The 19,554-nt window shown below is 73.1% G+C and carries 16 protein-coding genes; 7 read left to right on the top strand and 9 right to left on the bottom strand.

Translation table 11 applies throughout. The features are described from left to right. Nucleotides 1-107 precede the first annotated feature (107 nt). From ACFHWT_RS19765 to ACFHWT_RS19745, 5 genes are all read left to right on the top strand, one after another. Nucleotides 108-1,853: an ABC transporter transmembrane domain-containing protein gene (locus ACFHWT_RS19765; protein WP_416596151.1), complete on the top strand. Its 1,746-nt coding sequence runs from the start codon at nt 108-110 to the stop codon at nt 1,851-1,853. Next, nucleotides 1,850-3,649, top strand: coding sequence for an ABC transporter ATP-binding protein (locus ACFHWT_RS19760; RefSeq protein ID WP_416596150.1), 1,800 nt, complete (start codon nt 1,850-1,852; stop codon nt 3,647-3,649). The genes ACFHWT_RS19765 and ACFHWT_RS19760 overlap by 4 nt, the downstream gene beginning before the upstream one ends. Nucleotides 3,650-3,695: 46 nt before the next feature. Next, on the top strand, nt 3,696-5,087 hold the full coding sequence (locus ACFHWT_RS19755) for a cellulase family glycosylhydrolase (RefSeq protein WP_416596148.1): 1,392 nt from the start codon (nt 3,696-3,698) through the stop codon (nt 5,085-5,087). Between the two features lie 291 nt (nt 5,088-5,378). Continuing rightward, on the top strand, nt 5,379-7,340 hold the full coding sequence (locus ACFHWT_RS19750) for an AMP-binding protein (RefSeq protein WP_416596147.1): 1,962 nt from the start codon (nt 5,379-5,381) through the stop codon (nt 7,338-7,340). A gap of 108 nt (nt 7,341-7,448) precedes the next feature. Next, complete coding sequence (locus ACFHWT_RS19745; protein ID WP_416596146.1) at nt 7,449-8,330, top strand: metallophosphoesterase family protein; 882 nt, start codon at nt 7,449-7,451, stop codon at nt 8,328-8,330. Nucleotides 8,331-8,341: 11 nt separating this feature from the next. Here ACFHWT_RS19745 and meaB read toward each other — a convergent pair whose 3' ends face one another. The 7 genes from meaB to ACFHWT_RS19710 form a co-directional block, all read right to left on the bottom strand. Then, the gene (gene meaB / locus ACFHWT_RS19740; RefSeq protein WP_416596145.1) at nt 8,342-9,376 is read right to left on the bottom strand and encodes a methylmalonyl Co-A mutase-associated GTPase MeaB; all 1,035 of its coding nucleotides are present in this window, start codon (nt 9,374-9,376) and stop codon (nt 8,342-8,344) included. Continuing rightward, nucleotides 9,373-11,577, bottom strand: coding sequence for a methylmalonyl-CoA mutase (gene scpA, locus ACFHWT_RS19735; protein WP_416596144.1), 2,205 nt, complete (start codon nt 11,575-11,577; stop codon nt 9,373-9,375). Before scpA ends, meaB begins: the two co-directional genes overlap by 4 nt. Next, complete coding sequence (locus ACFHWT_RS19730) at nt 11,574-13,466, bottom strand: methylmalonyl-CoA mutase subunit beta (protein WP_416596143.1); 1,893 nt, start codon at nt 13,464-13,466, stop codon at nt 11,574-11,576. The genes scpA and ACFHWT_RS19730 overlap by 4 nt, the downstream gene beginning before the upstream one ends. A 97-nt stretch (nt 13,467-13,563) precedes the next feature. Continuing rightward, a complete protein-coding gene (locus ACFHWT_RS19725; RefSeq protein WP_416596142.1) occupies nt 13,564-14,469 on the bottom strand; it encodes an oxygenase MpaB family protein in 906 nt (301 codons plus the stop codon). 11 nt (nt 14,470-14,480) lie between these two features. Continuing rightward, nucleotides 14,481-15,713, bottom strand: coding sequence for an MAB_1171c family putative transporter (locus tag ACFHWT_RS19720; RefSeq protein WP_416596141.1), 1,233 nt, complete (start codon nt 15,711-15,713; stop codon nt 14,481-14,483). A gap of 6 nt (nt 15,714-15,719) precedes the next feature. Next, nucleotides 15,720-16,274: a hypothetical protein gene (locus tag ACFHWT_RS19715; RefSeq protein ID WP_278169321.1), complete on the bottom strand. Its 555-nt coding sequence runs from the start codon at nt 16,272-16,274 to the stop codon at nt 15,720-15,722. Between the two features lie 47 nt (nt 16,275-16,321). After that, a complete protein-coding gene (locus tag ACFHWT_RS19710) occupies nt 16,322-16,789 on the bottom strand; it encodes a helix-turn-helix domain-containing protein (RefSeq protein WP_416596139.1) in 468 nt (155 codons plus the stop codon). 401 nt (nt 16,790-17,190) lie between these two features. Here ACFHWT_RS19710 and ACFHWT_RS19705 point away from each other — a divergent pair, with 401 nt between their 5' ends. Next, nucleotides 17,191-17,340: a hypothetical protein gene (locus tag ACFHWT_RS19705; protein ID WP_416596138.1), complete on the top strand. Its 150-nt coding sequence runs from the start codon at nt 17,191-17,193 to the stop codon at nt 17,338-17,340. Beyond that, a complete protein-coding gene (locus ACFHWT_RS19700; RefSeq protein WP_416596137.1) occupies nt 17,337-17,486 on the top strand; it encodes a hypothetical protein in 150 nt (49 codons plus the stop codon). Before ACFHWT_RS19705 ends, ACFHWT_RS19700 begins: the two co-directional genes overlap by 4 nt. Here the strand turns inward: ACFHWT_RS19700 and ACFHWT_RS19695 are convergent. Together ACFHWT_RS19695 and ACFHWT_RS19690 are read right to left on the bottom strand one after the other, a co-directional pair. After that, nucleotides 17,476-19,146 carry a SulP family inorganic anion transporter gene (locus tag ACFHWT_RS19695; protein WP_416596136.1) on the bottom strand — a complete coding sequence of 557 codons (1,671 nt, stop codon included), beginning with the start codon at nt 19,144-19,146 and terminating at the stop codon, nt 17,476-17,478. The genes ACFHWT_RS19700 and ACFHWT_RS19695 overlap by 11 nt on opposite strands. Then, a complete protein-coding gene (locus ACFHWT_RS19690) occupies nt 19,143-19,496 on the bottom strand; it encodes an ArsR/SmtB family transcription factor (protein ID WP_416596135.1) in 354 nt (117 codons plus the stop codon). The genes ACFHWT_RS19695 and ACFHWT_RS19690 overlap by 4 nt, the downstream gene beginning before the upstream one ends. Nucleotides 19,497-19,554: the final 58 nt, after the last annotated feature.

Raw genomic sequence — 19,554 nt, 5'->3', positions numbered from 1 at the left:
TCGGTGATCGACGATGGAGCCCGGCCGCGGCTTAGGTTAGCCTCTGCTCACCGGTAGCCGGTCGGTGAGCCGGACCCGTCACCGACACCGCCGGAGAGAGACCTGCCGTGCCCGTACCCCGACCCGCCCCGCTGACCGCCGCCCGGCTGCTGCGGCGCACCCTGCGCCGGCACCGCGGCCGACTCACCGTCGGCGTCGTACTGCTCAGCGTGCACCAGGCGGCCGAAGCGGCGGTACCGCTGGCCATCGGACTGATCGTCGAGCAGGCCGTCGCGACCGGCGACTGGACCGCGCTCGTGGTCTCGGTCGCCGGACTGGCCGCTCTGTTCACCGTCCTCACCTTCGCCTGGCGGTTCGGTGCCCGGCTGACCGAGACCGCGATCCACCGGGAAACCCACCGCCTCCGGGTGGAGGTCGCCGGGCGGGCACTCGACCCGCGCGGGCACCGCACCGGGCTGCGCTCCGGCGAACTGCTCGCCATCGCCGCCGCCGACACCGAACGGACCGCCTTGATCATCCGGGCGGCTACGGTCGCCGTCGCCGCCGTAGCGGCGCTGGCGGTCTCGTCCGTGGTGCTGCTCACCATCGACGTGCCGCTCGGCCTCGGTGTCCTGCTCGGCGTGCCGGCGCTGGTGCTGGCCCTGCAGGCGCTCGCCCCGGTGGTCACCCGGCGTACCGGCGCGCAGCAGGCCGCCGCCGGGGCGACCACCGCGCTCGCCACCGACCTGGTCGACGGGCTGCGCGCGCTGCGCGGGTTCGGCGCGCAGCGCAACGCGGCCCGGCGCTACCGCGAGTCGAGCCGGCACACCCTCCAGGTGACCCTTCGGGCGACCACCATGGCCGGCGTCTACCAGGGGATCACCGCCGGCGCCAGCGGGCTGCTCCTGGCCGGCGTCGCCGGTGCGGCCGGCGCGATGGCGGTCCAGGGCCGGATCGGCGTCGGTGAGTTCATCACCGTGGTCGGTCTGGCCCAGTTCATCGCCGAGCCGGTCCGTGCCCTCGGCTTCTGCGGCCAGCTCGCCGCCGCCGTGCGGGCCTCGGCCGGGCGGGTCGCCCGGGTGCTCGCCGCACCGCCCGCCGTGCTGCCCGGTCAGCGTCCGGCACCCCCGCCGCAGCCGGCGCGCCTGGCACTGACCGCGGTCAGCTACCGCTCGCTGCGCGACGTCGACCTGCGGCTGACAGCGGGGGAGCTGCTCGCAGTGGTGGCGTACGAGCCGCGCGACGCCGAAGCGCTGCTCGACCTGCTGCGCGGCGCCGTCGCCGCCGACGACCATCGGGGATCGGTGGCGGTGGACGGCGTACCGGTCGCTGAGCTGACCCTCGACGGCCTGCGGGAACGTGTCCTGGTCGAACCGCACGACACGGCGCTGTTCGCCGGCACGCTACGCAGCAACCTGCTGGTCCGGCCCGACCAGACTGCGGATCCGTTGCCGGCGGCGATCAGCGCCGCTGGCGCGGACGACATCGTCGCGGCGCATCCCGCCGGGCTCGACCATCCGGTCACCGACCGGGGCGCCAGTCTCTCCGGCGGCCAGCGACAGCGGATCGGGCTGGCCCGGGCGCTGGCCGCCGACCCGCCGATCCTGGTGCTGCACGACCCGACGACGGCGGTCGACGCGACCACCGAGGAACGGCTGGCGGCCGGTCTGCGAGCGGCCCGCCACGGCGGCCGTACGGTGGACCCGGCCGTCCCGGCAGAGGCCCCGGCCACCCTGGTGGTGACCAGCAGCCCGGCGCTGCTCAGCCGGGCCGACCGGGTTTGCGTCCTGGCCGCTGGTCGGGTGGTGGGCGCCGCGCCGCACCACGATCTCGTTCGGACCGATCCGACCTACCGCGCGGCGGTGCTGCGATGACCGGCCGCGCCCGCGACCGGCTGCCGACCGCCACCGGCGGGCGTACCTGGGTGGTGCTCGGTGGGCAGCTGCGCCGAGCCGGCGCGCTGAGTGGATCCGCGATGGTGACCGTCCTGGCGGCCAGTGCCAGTGGGCTGGTCGCGCCCTGGGTGCTCGGGGTCATGGTCGACGACATCCGGGCCGGTGCCGGCACCGGGCAGGTGGTCCGTTCGGTGGTGCTGATCGTGCTCGCGGCCACCGTCGGCGCCGTACTGACCGGTCTCGGTGCCGCGCTGGTCGCCCGGACCGGCGAGACCGTGCTGGCCCGGCTGCGCGAACGGGTGCTCGACCGCGCCCTGCACCTGCCCGAACGGACGCTGGACCGCACCGGCACCGGCGACCTGCTGGCCCGGGTCGGCGACGACGTGTCGGTGGTGACCCGGGTCATCACCGACACCGCGCCGGTGCTGGTGTCCGCGCTGCTGACCGTCGGGCTCACCGTCGCCGGACTGTTCGCGCTGGACTGGCGGCTCGGCCTGGCCGGGTTGACCGCGGTGCCGATGTACCTGCTCGCGTTGCGCTGGTACCTGCCCCGCTCGGGGCCGTACTACGCGCGGGAACGGGTGGTGACCGGGGAACGGTCCCAGGCGATGATCGGCGCGTTGCGCGGTGCGGCGACGGTCCGCGCGTACCGGCTGGAGGCGGCCCACCTCGCCGCGATCGAGCAGCGCTCGGCGGCGTCGCGCGACCTGTCGGTGTCCGTGCTGCGGATGTTCACCCGGTTCGGCTCCCGGCTCAACCGGGCCGAGTGCGTCGGGCTGACCTCGGTGCTGGTGGTCGGCTTCCTGTTGGTGCGGGCGGACCTGGTGACTGTCGGGGCTACCACGGCCGCTGCGCTGTACTTCCACCGGCTGTTCAATCCGCTCGGCGCGCTGGTCGCCGAGTTCGACCAGGTCCAGCAGGCCGGGGCCAGCCTGGCGCGCCTGGTGGGGGTGGCCGATCTGCCCCCGGCACCGGCCGTGACCGGGCCGGTCGTGCCGGCCGACACCGGGCTCGAGATCGACGGCGTCAGCTACCGGTACGACGACGGCCCGTTGGTGCTGTGCGACGTGACGCTGCGGGTCGAGCCGGGGCAACGGGTGGCGCTGGTCGGGGTCAGCGGCGCGGGCAAGAGCACCCTGGCCGGCGTGGTCGCCGGGCTGCTCCGGCCGACCGCGGGCACGGTCCGGCTCGGCGGGGTGCCGGTCGCCGGGCCGGATCGTGCCGGTCACCCGGGGCTCGCCGGTCGGATCGCGCTGGTCAGTCAGGACGTGCACGTGTTCGCCGGTCCGCTGACCGAGGATCTGCGGCTGGCCCGCGCCGACGCCACCACCGACGAGATCACCGATGCGCTGGCCACGGTGGGCGCGCTCGGTTGGGTCCGGGCGCTGCCCGACGGCGTCGACAGTGTGGTCGGTGAGGGCGGTCACCAGCCGACCGCCGCCCAGGCGCAGCAGCTCGCTCTGGCCCGGTTGGTGCTGGCCGATCCGGACGTGGCGATCCTCGACGAGGCGACGGCGGAGGCGGGCAGCGCCGGCGCGCGGGACCTGGAACGGGCCGCGTTCGCCGCGACCGCCGGTCGGACGACCCTGATCGTCGCGCACCGGCTCACCCAGGCCCGGCGGGCCGACCGGATCGTGGTGCTCGACGCCGGCCGGGTGGTGGCCTCGGGTACGCACGACGAGCTGATCGCCGCCGGCGGCGACTACCGGCGGCTGTGGGACAGCTGGACCGGTGGTCCTACCTCGACGGTTGACCTTATTGACAATCTTGTTTAACGTCGCACGTCGATATGTTGTCCCCGCTGACCTGAGGGAGGGCGTCGTGCGCCGTTGGAGATTCGTCGTCGCGGCTGGAGGGCTCGCGGCGGCCGTCGTCGGGGCGGTGGCCCTGCTCGCACCGTCGGCCAGCGCCGCCACCGCGGCCTTCGTGAAGGTCAACGACTGGGGCAGCGGCTACGAGGGCCGGTTCACCGTCACCAACGACACGGCCGGCACCATCACCTCCTGGCAGGTCGGCTTCGACCTGCCGACCGGCAGCCGGATCAGTTCGTCGTGGAACGCGCGGTCGGCCGCCGTCGGTAACCGGTACACGTTCGACAACGCCAGTTGGAACGGCACCATCGCGGCCGGCGGCAGCACCACGTTCGGCTTCATCGTCGTCGGCAGCGGAACACCCGGCAACTGTACGGTCAACGGGGCCGACTGCGCCGGCGGACCGGCCCCGACCACCCCGCCGCCGACCACCGTGGCCCCGACCACGCCACCGCCGACCGGCACCACGCCGGTCGCGATCAACGGCCAGTTGCGGGTCTGCGGGGTCAACCTGTGCAACCAGCACGGCCACCCGGTCCAGCTGCGCGGCATGAGCACGCACGGACTGCAGTGGTACGCCCACTGTCTTGACGATGCCTCGCTGGACACGCTCGCCACCGACTGGCGGGCCGACGTCCTGCGGATCTCGATGTACATCCAGGAGGACGGCTACGAGACCGATCCGCGCGGCTTCACCGACCGGGTGCACGGACTGATCGACGAGGCGACCGCCCGCGGCATGTACGCTATTGTCGACTGGCACATGCTGACCCCGGGTGACCCCAACTACAATCTGGACCGGGCAAAGACCTTCTTCGCTGAGATCGCCCAGCGGCACGCCGGCAAGCCGAACGTGCTCTACGAGATCGCCAATGAGCCGAACGGGGTCGACTGGGCCGGTATCAAGAGCTACGCCGAGCAGGTCATCCCGGTGATCAGGGCGGCCGACCCGGACGGTGTCGTGCTGGTCGGCACCCGGGCCTGGTCGTCGCTGGGAGTGTCGGAAGGCGGCAGCGAGGCCGAGGTCATCGCCAATCCGGTGAACGCGACCAACATCATGTACACCTTCCACTTCTACGCCGGCTCGCATCACGAGGCGTACCGCTCGGCGCTGTCGCGGGCGGCGGACCAGCTGCCGATGTTCGTCACCGAATTCGGCATCCAGACCTACACCGGCGACGGGGCCAACGATCTGGTCAACGCCCAGTTGTGGATCGATCTGCTGGAATCGCGCAAAATCAGCTGGGTGAACTGGAACTATTCCGACGACTTCCGGTCCGGGGCGGTCTTCCGGACCGGGGTGTGCGGCAGCGGCTCCTACGCCGGTACCGCCCCGCTCAAGGAGGCAGGTGTCTGGATTCGGGAACGGATTCGCAGTGCGGACGACTTCCCGACCCACTGAAAGCCGGCATTAGCCACCGAGCGGGAGTATTCGCGTCAGCCGATGGGGTGCCGTGACGGGCCGTACCGGAAGGTCGGCACGGCACCCCACCACCTTTCCGGCATGTGCCGCATAGGAGCTATGCGGCGTAGGGGAGCGGGCGTGCCGGTTGTCGGGAATCGTCGTCACGCAAAGTTAGATGTTTTCACTTCTGCCTATTTGACATAACCTCTCTGGGTGATGGTCCGATCGCGGTGAGTTTTGCGTTCGTGGTCGATCGGCGGCGCGCCGTCGCCAGGGGAGGACAGCGGAATGGCATCCGAACGTGTCCAGGCCAGCGACGGGACGGCGGCGTCCACCCGGGTGGCTCCGACCGTGGCGACCTACCGCACGTCCTGTGCCGGCGCCCGGACGTCGATCGACGAAGCCCAGGCGGTCGTCTTCGGAGCGCTCGCCGCGCTGGAGACCGCCGCCCGGTTGGACCGGCCGGTGCCGATCCGGTCGACCACGACGACGCTCGGCCTCGACCTGGTCGACCCCCCTGAGCAGCTGCGCCACCTGGCCGGCCCGGCGGTCCGCTCCTGGCTGTCCCGGCGGCTGCGCCCGGTGGACCTGCTGCCGGAACGGCGGGACACCCTGCTGGTGCGGGCGACCACCGGGGTGGCGGCTCCGCCCGGCCCACCCACGGCCCGAATCGACTGGCGGGTCACCGTGAATCACCTGACCATCCACGCCAGCTGCCCCGGCGGGGACCCGTGGCGGCGCTGCCTGCCGGCGGTCGCCGAGCTGTACGCGGAGGTGCTGCGCGAACTGGTCGACGAACCCGGTCAGGCCAGCTGGCGTACCGCCGGCATCAGCAGTGCCTCGCGTGACCTGTTGCTCGACCGGTACGCCGGTCGTCGGGTGGACCATCGGCCGTTCCGTCCGCTGCCCTTGCTGGTCGAGCAGGCGGTGGACCGGCATCCCCAGCGGGTCGCGGTCAGCGGCCCGGGAGGCCGCCTCACCTACCGCGAACTGGACGACGCCGCCAACGGACTGGCCGCGACCCTGACCGAGGTCGGCGTCCGGCCCGGCGATCCGGTGCCGGTACTGCTCGCCGCCGGCCCGGCGCTGCCGGTGACCAGTCTCGCACTGCTCAAGATCGGGGCCGTCCACGTCACCGTCGACCCGCGCTGGTCACCGGCCAGATTACGGTCTGTGCTGGCTTCGGTGCCCGGTACGCCCGTGCTCGCCGCCGCGCCGCCCGGGGCCCCGGCGTTGTCCGGCGTGCGCGTGATCGACGTACGGCCGGGTCAGGTCCGGTCGTCGCCCCGGCGCCCGGACCCGACCGCGGCGCCCGACGATCCGGTGCACGCCCTGGTCACCGTCGACGCGGACGGGGTACCGCACTGCACCGTCAGTCGGCATGTCGCCCTGACCGACCGGGTGCACTTCATGACCCGCTTCTTCGCCGCCACCGGCGGTGAGGTCGTGCTGCCGGGCGGCCCCGGGCCGGGGCCGGCGGTCGGCAACCTCATCTGGCCGTTGACCACCGGTGGGCGGCTGGTACTGCCGCCCTCGGCCACCGGCCGGCCGGATCTGTCCACCATGGTCGCCGTTGTCGCGGCCGAGCAGGTGACGATGATCGACACGGAGCCGGACATGCTCGACGCGATGGTGGCGGCGATCGAGCGGGACGCCGCAGTCGCCGGGCGCCTCGCCAGTCTGCGGCATGTCGTGGTGCCGGGTCCGGGGCTGCGGCCGGCCAGTGCCCGCCGACTGCGACGGCTGCTGCCGAAGGTCGAGGTCAGCACCGGGTACGGTCCGGTCGGGACGGCCGCTGTCGCCTACCACCGGGTGGGTGAGACCGACGGCGATGCCATCCCGGTCGGCCAGCCGGTCGACAACTGCCACCTGCTCGTCGCCGACGACCGGCTGCGGCTGCTGCCGCCCGGTGCCACCGGCGCGATCCTGATCGGTGGGGCCGGTGTCGGCGCCGTCCGGCACGGCACGCCGTGGCGCGCCGCCGCCGGGTACGTCGCCAACCCGTTCCCCGAGATCCCGGGTGAGCTGCTCTACCACAGCGGGGACCTGGGCCGATTCGACGAGGACGGCCGGCTGCACCTGGTCGGCCGGGCTGACCCTCGGACCGCCGGCGACGAGACACCCGAACGGTCCGAGGCGACCCGGACCGCCGAGCCGGAGCCCGACGTCCGGCGGCGCGGCGAGAACCGGGTGGTGGTCGCGGCCAGCGCGGGCGTCGCCGGTCGGGGTGGCGGCCCCGGGCCGCGCTGACCCCCGCCGACATCGATCGGCGGGCGGGCTACCGCTCGGCGGCCGCGTACCGGATGATCGACACCGGTGGTGGACCGGACACGGAACGCGGACGGGAGGGCGGACACGGTGACGGTACGGCAGACCGGCGGCGACGGGGAGGCCACGGCGTCGTCGCCGACGCTGTGGGCGATCAGCGACCTGCACATCGCGTACCCGGAGAACCGCCAGATCGTCGCCGACCTGGCGGCACCGGTGCCACAGGACTGGCTGATCGTCGCCGGTGACGTCGCCGAGACGATCGCCGACGTGCGGTGGGCGCTGGCCACGCTGCGCGAGCGGTTCGCCGAGGTGATCTGGTCGCCGGGCAACCACGAACTGTGGACCACCGCGCACGACCCGGTGCAGCTGCGCGGCGTGGAGCGCTACGCGCACCTGGTAGACCTCTGCCGGTCGCTCGACGTACGGACCCCGGAGGACCCGTACCTCATCTGGTCGGGTGCCGGCGGACCGGCGGCGGTGGCACCGTTGTTCACCCTGTACGACTACAGCTTCCTGCCGCCGGGCACCGGCTCCAAGGCGGAAGGGCTCGCGTACGCGCACCGCACCGGCATCGTCTGCACCGACGAGGCGATGCTGCACCCGGACCCGTTCCCGACCCGGGAGCAGTGGTGCTGGCAACGGCTGGCGGAGACCGAGGAGCGTCTCGCCGAGGTGGGACCGCAACTGCCCACCGTCCTGATCAACCACTACCCGCTGGTCCGGACGCCGATGGACGTGCTGCGCTACCCGGAGTTCGCCATGTGGTGCGGCACCGACCGGACCGCCGACTGGCACCTGCGGTACCGGGCGGCGGTGATGGTCTACGGCCACCTGCACATCCCGCGCACCACCGTCTACGACGGGGTGCGTTTCGAGGAGGTGTCGGTGGGCTACCCCCGGGAGTGGCGTCGCCGCCTGGCGGTGCCCGGCCAGCTGCGCCGGATCCTGCCCGGCCCGCAGCCGGGCTGATCAGCTTCCGGTCAGCCCTGGCCGCTCGACCGGTCGGTGCCGCCGCCGGCCGGGCCGGTGAACGCCGCCAGCAGTTGCGCCGCGGCCTGCGCGGGGGTGATCTCCCCGGCGAGCACCCGCTTCTCGGCCTGCGGGGTCAGCGCGATCACCGCCGGATGCCCGCGCAGCTGGTCCAGCAACCCGTCGCGCACCATCGCCCAGACCCAGCGCAGCTGCTGCTGCCGGCGGTGCCGGTCCAGCTCACCGCTGGCCCGCCGCCGGTCCTGGTGGGCGGTCACCTGCTGCCACACCTCGGCCAGCCCGGTTGCGTCCCGGCCGCTGGCGGTGAGCACCGGGACGGCCCAGTCGTCGTGCCCGCCGCGCAGCATCCGCAACGCCCCGGCCAGCTCACGTGCGGCGGACCGGGCCTCCGCCGCGTGCGCGCCGTCGGCCTTGTTCACCACCACGACGTCGGCGAGCTCCAGCACACCCTTCTTGATGCCCTGCAGCTGGTCACCGGTGCGGGCCAGGGTGAGCAGCAGGAACGTGTCGACCATCTCGGCAACGGCGGTCTCGGACTGTCCGACCCCGACGGTCTCCACCAGCACCACGTCGTAGCCGGCGGCCTCCACCACCACCATCGCTTCCCGGGTGGCGCGGGCCACCCCGCCGAGCGTGCCGGCGGTCGGCGAGGGGCGGACGAACGCGGCCGGGTCGGCGGCCAGCCGAGCCATCCGGGTCTTGTCACCGAGGATGCTGCCGCCGCTACGGGCCGACGACGGGTCGACGGCCAGCACCGCGACCCGGTGCCCGTCGCCGGTCAGCCGGGACCCGAGCGCGTCGATGAAGGTGGACTTGCCGACCCCGGGTACGCCGGTCACCCCGACCCGCCGGGCCTGCCCGACGTACGGGGCCAGCGCGACCAGCAGCTGCTGGGCGTGTGCCCGGTGGTCCGGCCGGGTCGACTCGACCAGGGTGATCGCCCGGGCCAGCCACGCGGGTGCCGCCGCCCGCACCCCGGCGACGTAGTCCGCCACCGGCGCCAGCCCACGCCGTACGCCGGTCATCCGGCCTCGGTGGTGTCGTGCCCCAGCCGACGGGACAGTTCGGCGAGCAGGTCCACCGCGGCGTCGGCCAGCACCGTGCCGGGCGGGAAGATCGCCGCCGCACCGGCGGCGCGCAGCGCCTCGAAGTCCTGCGGCGGCACCACCCCGCCGACGATCACCATGATGTCGTCCCCGCCGAGGGCGGCCAGTTCGTCACGCAGCGCCGGAACCAGGGTCAGATGCCCGGCGGCGAGGGAGTTGACGCCGACCAGGTGCACGTCGGCCTCGACGGCCTGCCGGGCGACCTCGGCCGGGGTCTGGAACAGCGGGCCCACGTCGACGTCGAAGCCGAGATCGGCGAAGGCGGTGGCGACCACCTTCTGCCCCCGGTCGTGCCCGTCCTGGCCCATCTTCGCCACCAGGATCCGGGGCCGGCGCCCCTCGGCGACGGCGAACGCGTCGGTCGCCGCCCGGGCCCGGTCGATCCCGGCCACCGCGCCCGCCTCCTGTCGGTACACCCCGCTGATGGTACGGATCTGCGCCGCGTGCCGGCCGTACACCCGTTCCAGCGCGGTGGAGATCTCCCCGACCGTGGCACCGGCCCGCGCGGCGTCGACCGCCAGCGCGAGCAGGTTGCCGGACAGCCCGTCGCCGCCGGCGTCGGGTCCGGCGTCGGCGGCGCGGGTCAGCGCCGCCAGCGCCGCGTCGCACGCCGGCCCGTCCCGCTCGGCGCGCAGTCGCCGCAGCTTGTCCAGCTGCGCGGCCCGTACCGCCGTGTTGTCGACTTTGAGCACCTCGATCGGTTCGTCGGCGTCCGGCCGGAACCGGTTCACGCCGATCACCGGTTGCCGGCCGGAGTCGATGCGGGCCTGGGTACGGGCGGCGGCCTCTTCGATCCGCAGCTTGGGCAGCCCTTCGTCGATCGCCCGGGCCATCCCACCGGCGGCCTCCACCTCCTGGATGTGCTGCCAGGCCCGCCCGGCGAGGTCGTGGGTGAGCCGTTCCAGGTAGTAGCTGCCGCCCCACGGGTCGATCACCCGGTTGGTGCCGGACTCCTGGGCCAGCAGCAACTGGGTGTTGCGGGCGATCCGGGCGGAGAAGTCGGTCGGCAGCGCCAGCGCCTCGTCCAGGGCGTTGGTGTGCAGCGACTGGGTGTGCCCCTGGGTGGCTGCCATCGCCTCGACACAGGTGCGGACCACGTTGGTGAACACGTCCTGCGCGGTCAGTGACCAACCGGAGGTCTGGCAGTGGGTGCGCAGACTCAACGACTTCGGGTTGGTGGCGCCGGCGTCGCGGACCAGCCGGGCCCACAGCAGCCGGGCGGCCCGCAACTTGGCGACCTCCATGAAGAAGTTCATCCCGATCGCCCAGAAGAACGACAGCCGGGGCGCGAAGGTGTCCACCGCCAGCCCGGCGGTCTGCCCGGCCCGCAGGTACTCGACGCCGTCGGCGAGGGTGTACGCCAGCTCCAGGTCGGCGGTCGCTCCGGCCTCCTGGATGTGGTAGCCGGAGATGGAGATCGAGTTGAACCGGGGCATCCGCGCCGAGGTGTAGGCGAAGATGTCGGAGATGATCCGCATCGACGGCCCCGGCGGGTAGATGTAGGTGTTGCGGACCATGAACTCCTTGAGAATGTCGTTCTGGATGGTCCCGGTGAGCTTCTCCGGCGGTACGCCCTGTTCCTCGGCGGCGACGATGTACAGCGCCAGGACCGGCAGCACCGCGCCGTTCATGGTCATCGATACGCTCATCCGGTCCAACGGGATGCCGTCGAACAGCTGCCGCATGTCGTGGATGGAGTCCACCGCGACCCCGGCCATCCCGACGTCTCCGGCGACCCGGGGGTGGTCGGAGTCGTACCCCCGGTGGGTGGCCAGGTCGAAGGCGATGGACAGGCCCTTCTGCCCGGCGGCCAGGTTGCGCCGGTAGAAGGCGTTGGACTCCTCGGCGGTGGAGAACCCGGCGTACTGGCGAATCGTCCACGGCTGGGTGGTGTACATCGTCGGGTACGGTCCGCGCAGGTACGGCGGGACGCCGGGCACCGTGTCGAGGAAGGTCAGGTCGGCGGTGTCCGCTGCGGTGTACAGCGGCGCGACGTCGATCCCCTCCGGCGTGTGCCAGGTCGGACCGGGTGGCTGCGCCCCCGATGCCGCGGCCAACCCGCCGACGCCGCCCCGACCGTCCGGCGGCAGCAGTGTGGCCTGCGAGAAGTCCGGGATCATCGGGGGACCTCCAGGTCGTCGAACGTGGCGTCGAGGACGGCCGTCGCGTCGCAGCCGGTGTACAGGTAGCCGTCGACGTGGTCGTGGCCGGCGGGCCGGCCGGCCAGCCAGACCCGTCGGGCCCCGGCGGCGGTCAGCGCGGCGGCCAGCGGCCCGGCGGCCGCCGGGTAGCTGGCGTCGGTGCCGCAGATGCAGGCCACGGTGGACGGGTCGGCGGCGAAGGCGGCGGCGATCGCCGCCGGGTCGTCGGCCGGGTCGCCACCCCGGGTGGTGGCGATCCCACCGGCGGCGAAGAGGTTGCCGGCGAACCCGGCGCGGGCGCTGTGCGCCGCGAGTGGCCCCAGGGTGGCCAGGAAGACGCTCGGCCGGGCGCCGGTGGCCGCCAGGTACGCGTCGGCCCGGTCCCGCCGGGCCTCGAACGCCCCGGCGTGGAACCGGCGGGGCAGGCCGCCGCCGGGCGGTACGGGTGCCGGGGTACGGGCGGGCAGCCGCTCGTCCAGGTCGGGGAACTCGCTGACCCCGGTGACCGGGTCCCGTCGGTGCGCCAGATTGTCGGCCCGGCGTTGCCAGGTGGCGTCGACCCGGTCGGCGATCAGCCCGGCGGACAGCGCGGCGGCGGCACCGCCGGCCCGCTCGATCTCGGTGAACCAGTCCCAGGCGGTCGCCGCCAGGTCCGAAGTGAACTGTTCGACGTACCAGGACCCGCCGGCCGGGTCCAGTACCTGACCGAGGTGCGTCTCGGCGAGCAGCACCGACTGGGTGTTGCGGGCGATCCGCCGGGCGAAGCCGTCCGGCAGCCCCAGCCGGGCGTCGAACGGTGCCACGGTGACCGCGTCCGCCCCGCCGACCCCGGCCGCGAAGCAGGCCACCGTGGTGCGCAGCATGTTCACCCACGGGTCCCGCGCGGTCATCATCGCTGCGGAGGTCACCGCGTGCTGCCGCTGCCGACCCGCCTCGGGCGCCCCGCAGAGCTGCCCGATCCGGGCCCAGGCCTGCCGAGCGGCGCGCAGCTTCGCGATGGTGGCGAACTGGTCGGTGGTGGCGGCGAAGCGGAACTCCAGCTGCCCGAAGGCGGTCGGCAGGTCAAGCCCGGCGTCGGTGAGCGCCCGGAGATAGGCCAGCCCGGTAGCCAGGGCGCAGCCGATCTCCTGAGCGTCGCTGCCGCCCGCGTCGTGGTACGCGGTGGCGTCCACCGTCACCGCGCGCAGCCCTGGTGACCGGGCGGCGTACCCGGCGAGGACGCCGAGCTGCGCGAGGTCACCGGGCTGGCCGGTGCGGGCCTGCCAGCCGAGCGGGTCGGCGCCCAGGCAGCCGGCCAGGGCACCGCGTTCGACACCCCGGTCGTCGGCGAGCGCGAGCAGCGCCTCGGCTGCGGCGACGCTGTCCGCGCCGGCGTCGAGCACCACTGGGGCCAGGTCGAGGTGGACCCCGTCGAGCGCCTCCGGCAGGTCGGTCGCGCGCAGCCCACCGGCGGTCAGGTCGACCCAGACCGAGGTGGCACCGTTGGCGAGGTCGGTCAGCACCGCCTCCCGGACCGCCTTCGGATCGGGGTCGGCGTACCGCTGCCGGACGTCCCAGCCGGCCACCGTCTCGGCCGGTTCGGTGCCGCCCGCGCCGCCGCCGTCGCGTCGGGCCTGGGCCCCGCGCACGTACGGTGCGGTTCCGGGCACCCCGATGTCCGGTGGGGCCGCCGGCCGGGTGTGCAGCGGGGCGAGGCGGATGCCGTCGTAGGTGGTGGTGGCCAGCAGTTCGTCCACCTGTTCGGCCGGGGTGTCCGGGCCGGCGGCGCCCGACTTGCGCAGGACGCCGAGCGCGAGCCGTCGCCAGTCGTCCGGCGTGGCCGGTGAAAATCCAGCGGCCGGGTCGAGGCTCTCGGATGGCACCGTCATGCACGGGATGTTAAGGGTGCGTCGCGCTGATGGTCGGACCCGTACCCGGACTGTGACCACATCCACCGGACGCGATCGACCCGGCGTGTTCGATCGACTACCGCGGTCCGTGGGTGGGATGGCTGGGTTCCGTCGCGACCGGGCCGAGCCGGGATATGTCGTACCCGTCCGGATACGTAGGTGTGTGGATACCGTCGGCGAACAACGGGGTCCGCCGCGGCCGGCCGGCCCAGCGCAGCAGCGCGGCGCGCAGCAGCAGCCCGCCGTGCAGACCCGCGCGTACCGCCGGGTTCGGCGTGGCCACCCCGGTCGCGGCCCGCAGCCGTTCGTCGTACATGGCGGCGACCAACGCGTCACCGAACGGCGCGAGCGACCGTGGGATCTTCCCGCGCAGCAGCGCTCGGGTGGCCCGCTCGATCACCGCGGCGTCGTCGTTGTAGCGCAGGTGCGTCCGGTCGTGGTCGTCGAACCAGGTGGCGAACTCGCCGAAGGAGCCCGGGATGTCCCGGATGCCCATCCGTCGACCCAGTTCGCGGTAGTAGTGGTAGGTGGCGGTCCGTTCGTGGCAGCAGGGCCGCCGCCAGCCGTACCGCTCCAGCCACCGGATCGGGACGACCACCAGACAGCCGAGGACGTAGCGGTAGTCGTCGTCGGCGATGTCGTAGTGGCGGTGGATCTGATTGGTCCGCCGGATCGCGTCGCGACCGCGCGGGGCGTCCAGACCGTGCAGCATCATCTCGTACATCAGCAATCCGGTGTCGTCGATCCGCTTGCGGGTGCGGTGCAGCAGCTCCCCGGTGCGCACGTGCACGGCGGCGACCCGGGGCAGCGAGAAGGAGCGGTTGAACGCCAGGTTCAGGCCGAGTTTGCTGTCCCACGGGAACTCGTAGCGCACCATCGTCTGATAGATCTCGAGGTAGTCGCGTTGCGGGTCGAGGGTGCGGATCCGCCGGAGGTTGGCGTATCGGTTACGCCGGAGGTTGGCGTAGCGGTGCGGCTGCACGAAGGCCCCGTTCAGGATCGGTGTGGCGGTGGTGGCGCGGGCCGTGGCTCGGGCGACGACGCGGCGGCGGCCAGCACCTGGTCGACCAGCGGGGAGCGGCTGAACCAATCGGTCACCCGACCCAGCCAGGCGACCTCGCCAGGATAGCCGTTCGGCGGATCGTGCGGCTCGGAGAAATCCGGCTCGCGCACCGGCCCGCCGGTCGCGGCCCGGCGCGCCCCGGCGGCGATCATCGCCGCCTCGACCAGCGCCGCACGGTCGGGACCGGCCAGGCCGGCGGCTGCGGCCAGCCGGTCGGCCGTCGGCGCGATCCGACGGTCTATGTACGGGCGCAACGCCAGCCGGCCGTCCCGGATCTCGGTGATCCGGCGGTGCAGCGCGTAGTCGATGTCGCGCAGCGCCACCCGACGGTGGTGGGCCCGGTCGTCGAGGACCAGGTGCGGTTGCGCCGCGCTGACCGCCCGCCACAGTGGTGTCAACCGGTGCCACGACCGGTGCCGCCGCCACCAGCCCCGGCCGGTGTCCACGGTGGGACCCCAGGTCGGCAGCGTGAGACCGATCAGCATGCTGAGCGCGCCGACGGTCACCAGGACCGCCGCGATCTGCGGCTCGCCGGCCGGTTCCCGGCCGACCCGGTAGGCGACCAGGTAACCGGCCTTGGTGGCGCAGTACAGCAGTGCGGCGGCCGCGCCGAACGCGGTGATCCGCAGTCCACGACGGAGCCACCGGCGTGGCGTGACCAGGGAGAAGCGCCAGCAGAGCCGGGCCAGGTCGGCGGCGTAGCAGACGAAGACGATCAGGTAGACGACCAAATAGCCGGCGACCGCCGGATGACCGGCGTCCTCGACCACCAACCGGACCGGCGCGGCACCGGCCAACGTGGTCGCCCAGAGCGCGGTGAGCAGCCCGAACGCGGTCACCGAGGCGATCACCCGACGCCGGACCCGGCGGGTCGCGACCGCCGGCGGCAGAGCCAGGAACAGCAGCAGGATCTCGGAGTTGGCCGCGACCCCCATCACTCCGGCGTGCGCCAGCAGCTTGGCCAGGTTCGGCAGCCCGGTGATCCGGTCCACCGCCTCGGCGACCGGCCGGACGGCGACGGTCACTCCGGCGGCGAACGAACAGAATGCGTACACCATCGCCCGCAGCACCCGGTTGTCGCGGTCCCGCCGCAGGTCACCCAGTTTGTAGCCGAAGGCGAGCCAGCCGGCGGCCGCGCAGACCACGTACAGCGGGGTGTCCATCGGCGCTCACCGGGGCGGTGGTTCGAGCCCGTGCCGCAGCCGGGCCTCCAACGCGGCGTCGGTGACCGGCCCGGCATCGTCGCGGGCGGGTGCCGATCCGAGGTCGGTCTCGCGGGCGGCGGCCTCCAGCAGGATGGTCGCCATCATCTCGGCCTCCTGCTCCTCGCCCCGGCTGTACACCCCGGTCCGGGCGAGTACCCGGTGCACCAGGGTGGGGCGCAGCGCCGGCATCAGCAGCTGGCTGGCCTGCTGGTCGTCGAGGGCGAGGGCGCGGTGGCCGAGCAGGATGTGGCCGATCTCGTGGGCGATGATGTGGTCCCGGTGCACCCGGCTGGTGCGTTCCTCGTAGGCGACGACGTGACCGGCGTCGGTGAAGAAGGTCAGGCCGAACGGCGCGCCGGCGGGCATCGGCACGCCGACCAGGGTGATCCGCTGGCCGAGCACCGCACCGACCCGCTGGCACAGTTGCGGCGCGTCGAACGGCCGGGGCATCCGCAGGCCCTGTTCCTCGAGCTGACGCAGCCGGTCGCGGCAGGTCCGGCGCAGCGGGGATGACTTCATGTCCGTGCTTCCCTCAGCTTGGTCCGTCCGTCGCCACTGCATGACGATCACGGGTCCTGCCGTCCGTCGCCGCCTGGGCCGCCCTCGGCGTGGCGGGTCTGAAGCGCCTGGACCACCCGGTCGAGGATGTCGCCGACTGCGTCGAGTTGCGCCTCGGGCAGCGTACTCAGCCGGGTCGCGACCGCGCGTACCTTGAGGTTGCGCATCGCCTGCAGCGCATGCAGATCCCGCTCGATCTCGCCGGAGCGGCGCCGGTCGAAGAAGTACGCCGGGTCCACGTCGAAGAAGTCGGCGAGCGCCTCCAGATGCTCCTTGGTCGGGTTGGTCCGCCGCCCGGTGCGCAGCTGCCAGATGTACACGTCGGAGATGGAGCCTCCCCGGTCCCGGATGGCGTCGGCCACCTCCCGCGAGGTGTACGGGTCGCGGCGGGCCGGCCGGACCGTCTCGAAGAGCAGGTTGAGCTTGTCGGCCAGGCTGGATCCCGATCCGCCAGGGGGGGTGGTGCCGCCCGTCACGGCTACCTCCGTCGGATGTGCAGCTGAGATCTGGGGAACTACAGCTAAGATCTGGTTGGGAACGGCAGCTAAGATTAGCCACGTTGGTGTTGTCGGTTAATATCGGTTGACGACCATACGCCGAGTCAGTATACGATCACGACTTGAGGTTTGACCAACCCGTTGGAGTGGCCGACCTCGATGCCGCTGGTGCGGTGAGGGGCGCGGAACGGGGGCGCCCCTCACCGCACCAGCCAGCGGCCGCCCCGGACGGCTGTCACATCGCCCCGGCCACCGCGATCCTGGTGCTGCCCCGCTGGCCGGCTTCGTAACATGAACCACCGGCCGCGGTCGGTGCCGAACGCCGGCGCCGCCGATCGGCGGTTGTCGGGTACGCCGGGCAACGGGCGTACGACGACTCGGTGATGTTCTTCTGGCGGATCGCGCTGCCGTTGGCTCGCCCGGCGTTCGGCGCGGTGGCGATCTTCACCTTCCTGCACAGCTGGAACCTCTACCTCGAGCCGATCGTGTTCCTGTCCACCCGGGGGAGTTCACCCTGCCGCAGGCGTTGACCCAGCTCGTCGACGCGTACGGCGGGCCGATGTGGAACGTGCAGCTGTCGGCGGCGTCGTTGACCGCGATCCCGGTGCTCATCGTGTTCGTCATCGCCCAGCGGCAGTTCATCGAGGGCCTGGCACACACCGGCCTCAAGGGTTGACGCTGTCGTCGCGGGTCCTGTCCAACTGGCCGAGGACGGCTCGGGCGGCGGCGATCGCCTCCGCAGTGTCGGGGAATACCCGGCCGAGTCCGCTCAGCCGAGGCAGCAGCCCGAACGCAATGAGCGCCTTGTGGTGTCCGTCCCGGATCCCGGACAGATAGACGGTGATGCCCCGTCGCTCCAGCCGCTGCACCACGTCGCGCAGCACCAACGCGCCGGAGGCATCGATGGTCGACACCCGCGACATCCGCAGGATCACCACCCGTACCTCGGCGACCTCGGACAGCTCCAGCAGGAACCGGTGGGCGGCGGCGAAGAACAGCGGCCCGTCCAGGCGGTACGCCACGATGTGCTCGGCCAGCAGCGCCTGCTCCTCGGCGTGGTGGTCGCCGGTGTCCAGCGGCACCCGATCCAGCCGTACCGCCTGGGCGATCCTGCGCAGCGCCAGCCCGCCGGCCACGACCAGGCCCACCAGCACGGCGGTGACCAGGTCCAGCAGTACGGTGGTCGCTGCGGTGAGCGCCATCACCAGCCCGTCGGAACGCGAGGCTCGGGCCAGTGCGGCCAGCGCGCTCACCTCGACCATCCGGATGGCGGTGGCGATCAGCACCCCGGCCAGCGCGGCCAACGGGACTTGGCTGACCAGCGGAGCCGCCACGAACATGAGCAGCGCGAGGATCAGCGCGTGCGACAGCGCGGCCAGTCGGGAAGCGGCGCCTGCTCGGACGTTGACCGCCGTTCGGGCGATCGCCGCGGTGGCCGGGACCCCGCCGAACAGCGGGGTAACCAGGTTGGCCACGCCCTGGCCGAACAGTTCCCGGTCGGGATCGTGTCGCTGCCCGACCGACATGCCGTCCGCCACCGTGGCCGAGAGCAGGCTCTCCAGGGCGGCCAGGGCGGCGACCGCGATCGCTGCGGTCGCCAGCGCCGGCACCGCCGCCAGGTCGAGGAAGGCCAGCGACGGTGCCGGCAGGCTGGCCGGCAGTACGCCGATGGTCTGCACCGGCGACCCGGACATCGCCGTCGTCACGGTCGCCGCAGCGACAGCGAGCAGTGAGAACGGCGCGGTTGGCCGCCACCGTGCTCCGGCCAGCATCGCAGCGGCGACGGCGGCGGCGATCAGCAGCGACGGCCACTGCGGTTGTCGGACGAACGCCGCCACCGCCTGCCCGGCCAGCGCAAGCACCCGCTCGCCCTGGACGTGCACGCCGAGCGCCGTCGGGATCTGCTGCAGCAGGATCACCCCGGCGATGCCGGCGGTGAAGCCCTCGATCACCGGGGCCGGCATGTACCGGGCGACCTGACCCGCCCGGACCAGCGCCAGCAGGATCAGGATCAGCCCGGCCAGCATCCCGACGGTGAGTACCCCGCCAGGCCCGAACTGCGCCACGATCGGCACCAGTACCACCGTCATCGCCCCGGTGGGCCCGGAGACCTGCAGGTTCGACCCACCGAAGACCGCCGCGAGGGCGCCGGCGACGACGGCGGTGACCAGCCCGGCGGCGGCTCCCAGCCCGGAGGCGACACCGAAGCCGAGGGCGAGCGGCAGGGCCACGACCGCCACGGTGAGCCCGGCGAGCAGGTCCCGGCCCGGCTGACGGCGGACCGCCCGCCAGTCGGTCACCTGTGGCAACAGGCGGCGTACGGCGGTGGCGCTCACCGGCGGCCCGAGGCGGCGTCGGGGGACGCCTCCCGCAGCTCGGCCAGCAGCTCGGTCTGGTCGATCAGCATCTCGGTGAGGATCCGCCGGGCCGCCCGCATCAGGTCCGCGACGTCCGGCCCGGCCAGTGCGTAGGTGACCGCGGCGCCGTCCCGGCTGGAGACCACGATCCCGGCCCGGCGCAGCACCGCGAGCTGTTGGGACAGGTTGGACGCCTCGACGTCGATCTCGGCGAGCAGTTCGCGGACCTGGCGGGGGCGCTCGCCGAGCAGTTCGAGCACCCGGATCCGCACCGGGTGCCCGAGCATCCGGAAGAACTCGGCCTTCTTCTGGTAGAGCGGCACTGACATGTATGCAATTGAAGACTTCTTCAAGCCGTCATTTGCCGCCGGGGGTCCGTGCTGTGCG

This window comes from Micromonospora sp. LOL_021 (assembly GCF_048060215.1).
In the GTDB taxonomy this organism is placed as follows: Bacteria; Actinomycetota; Actinomycetes; order Mycobacteriales; family Micromonosporaceae; genus Micromonospora_E.
This window is presented reverse-complemented; position numbering and strand designations above follow the sequence as displayed.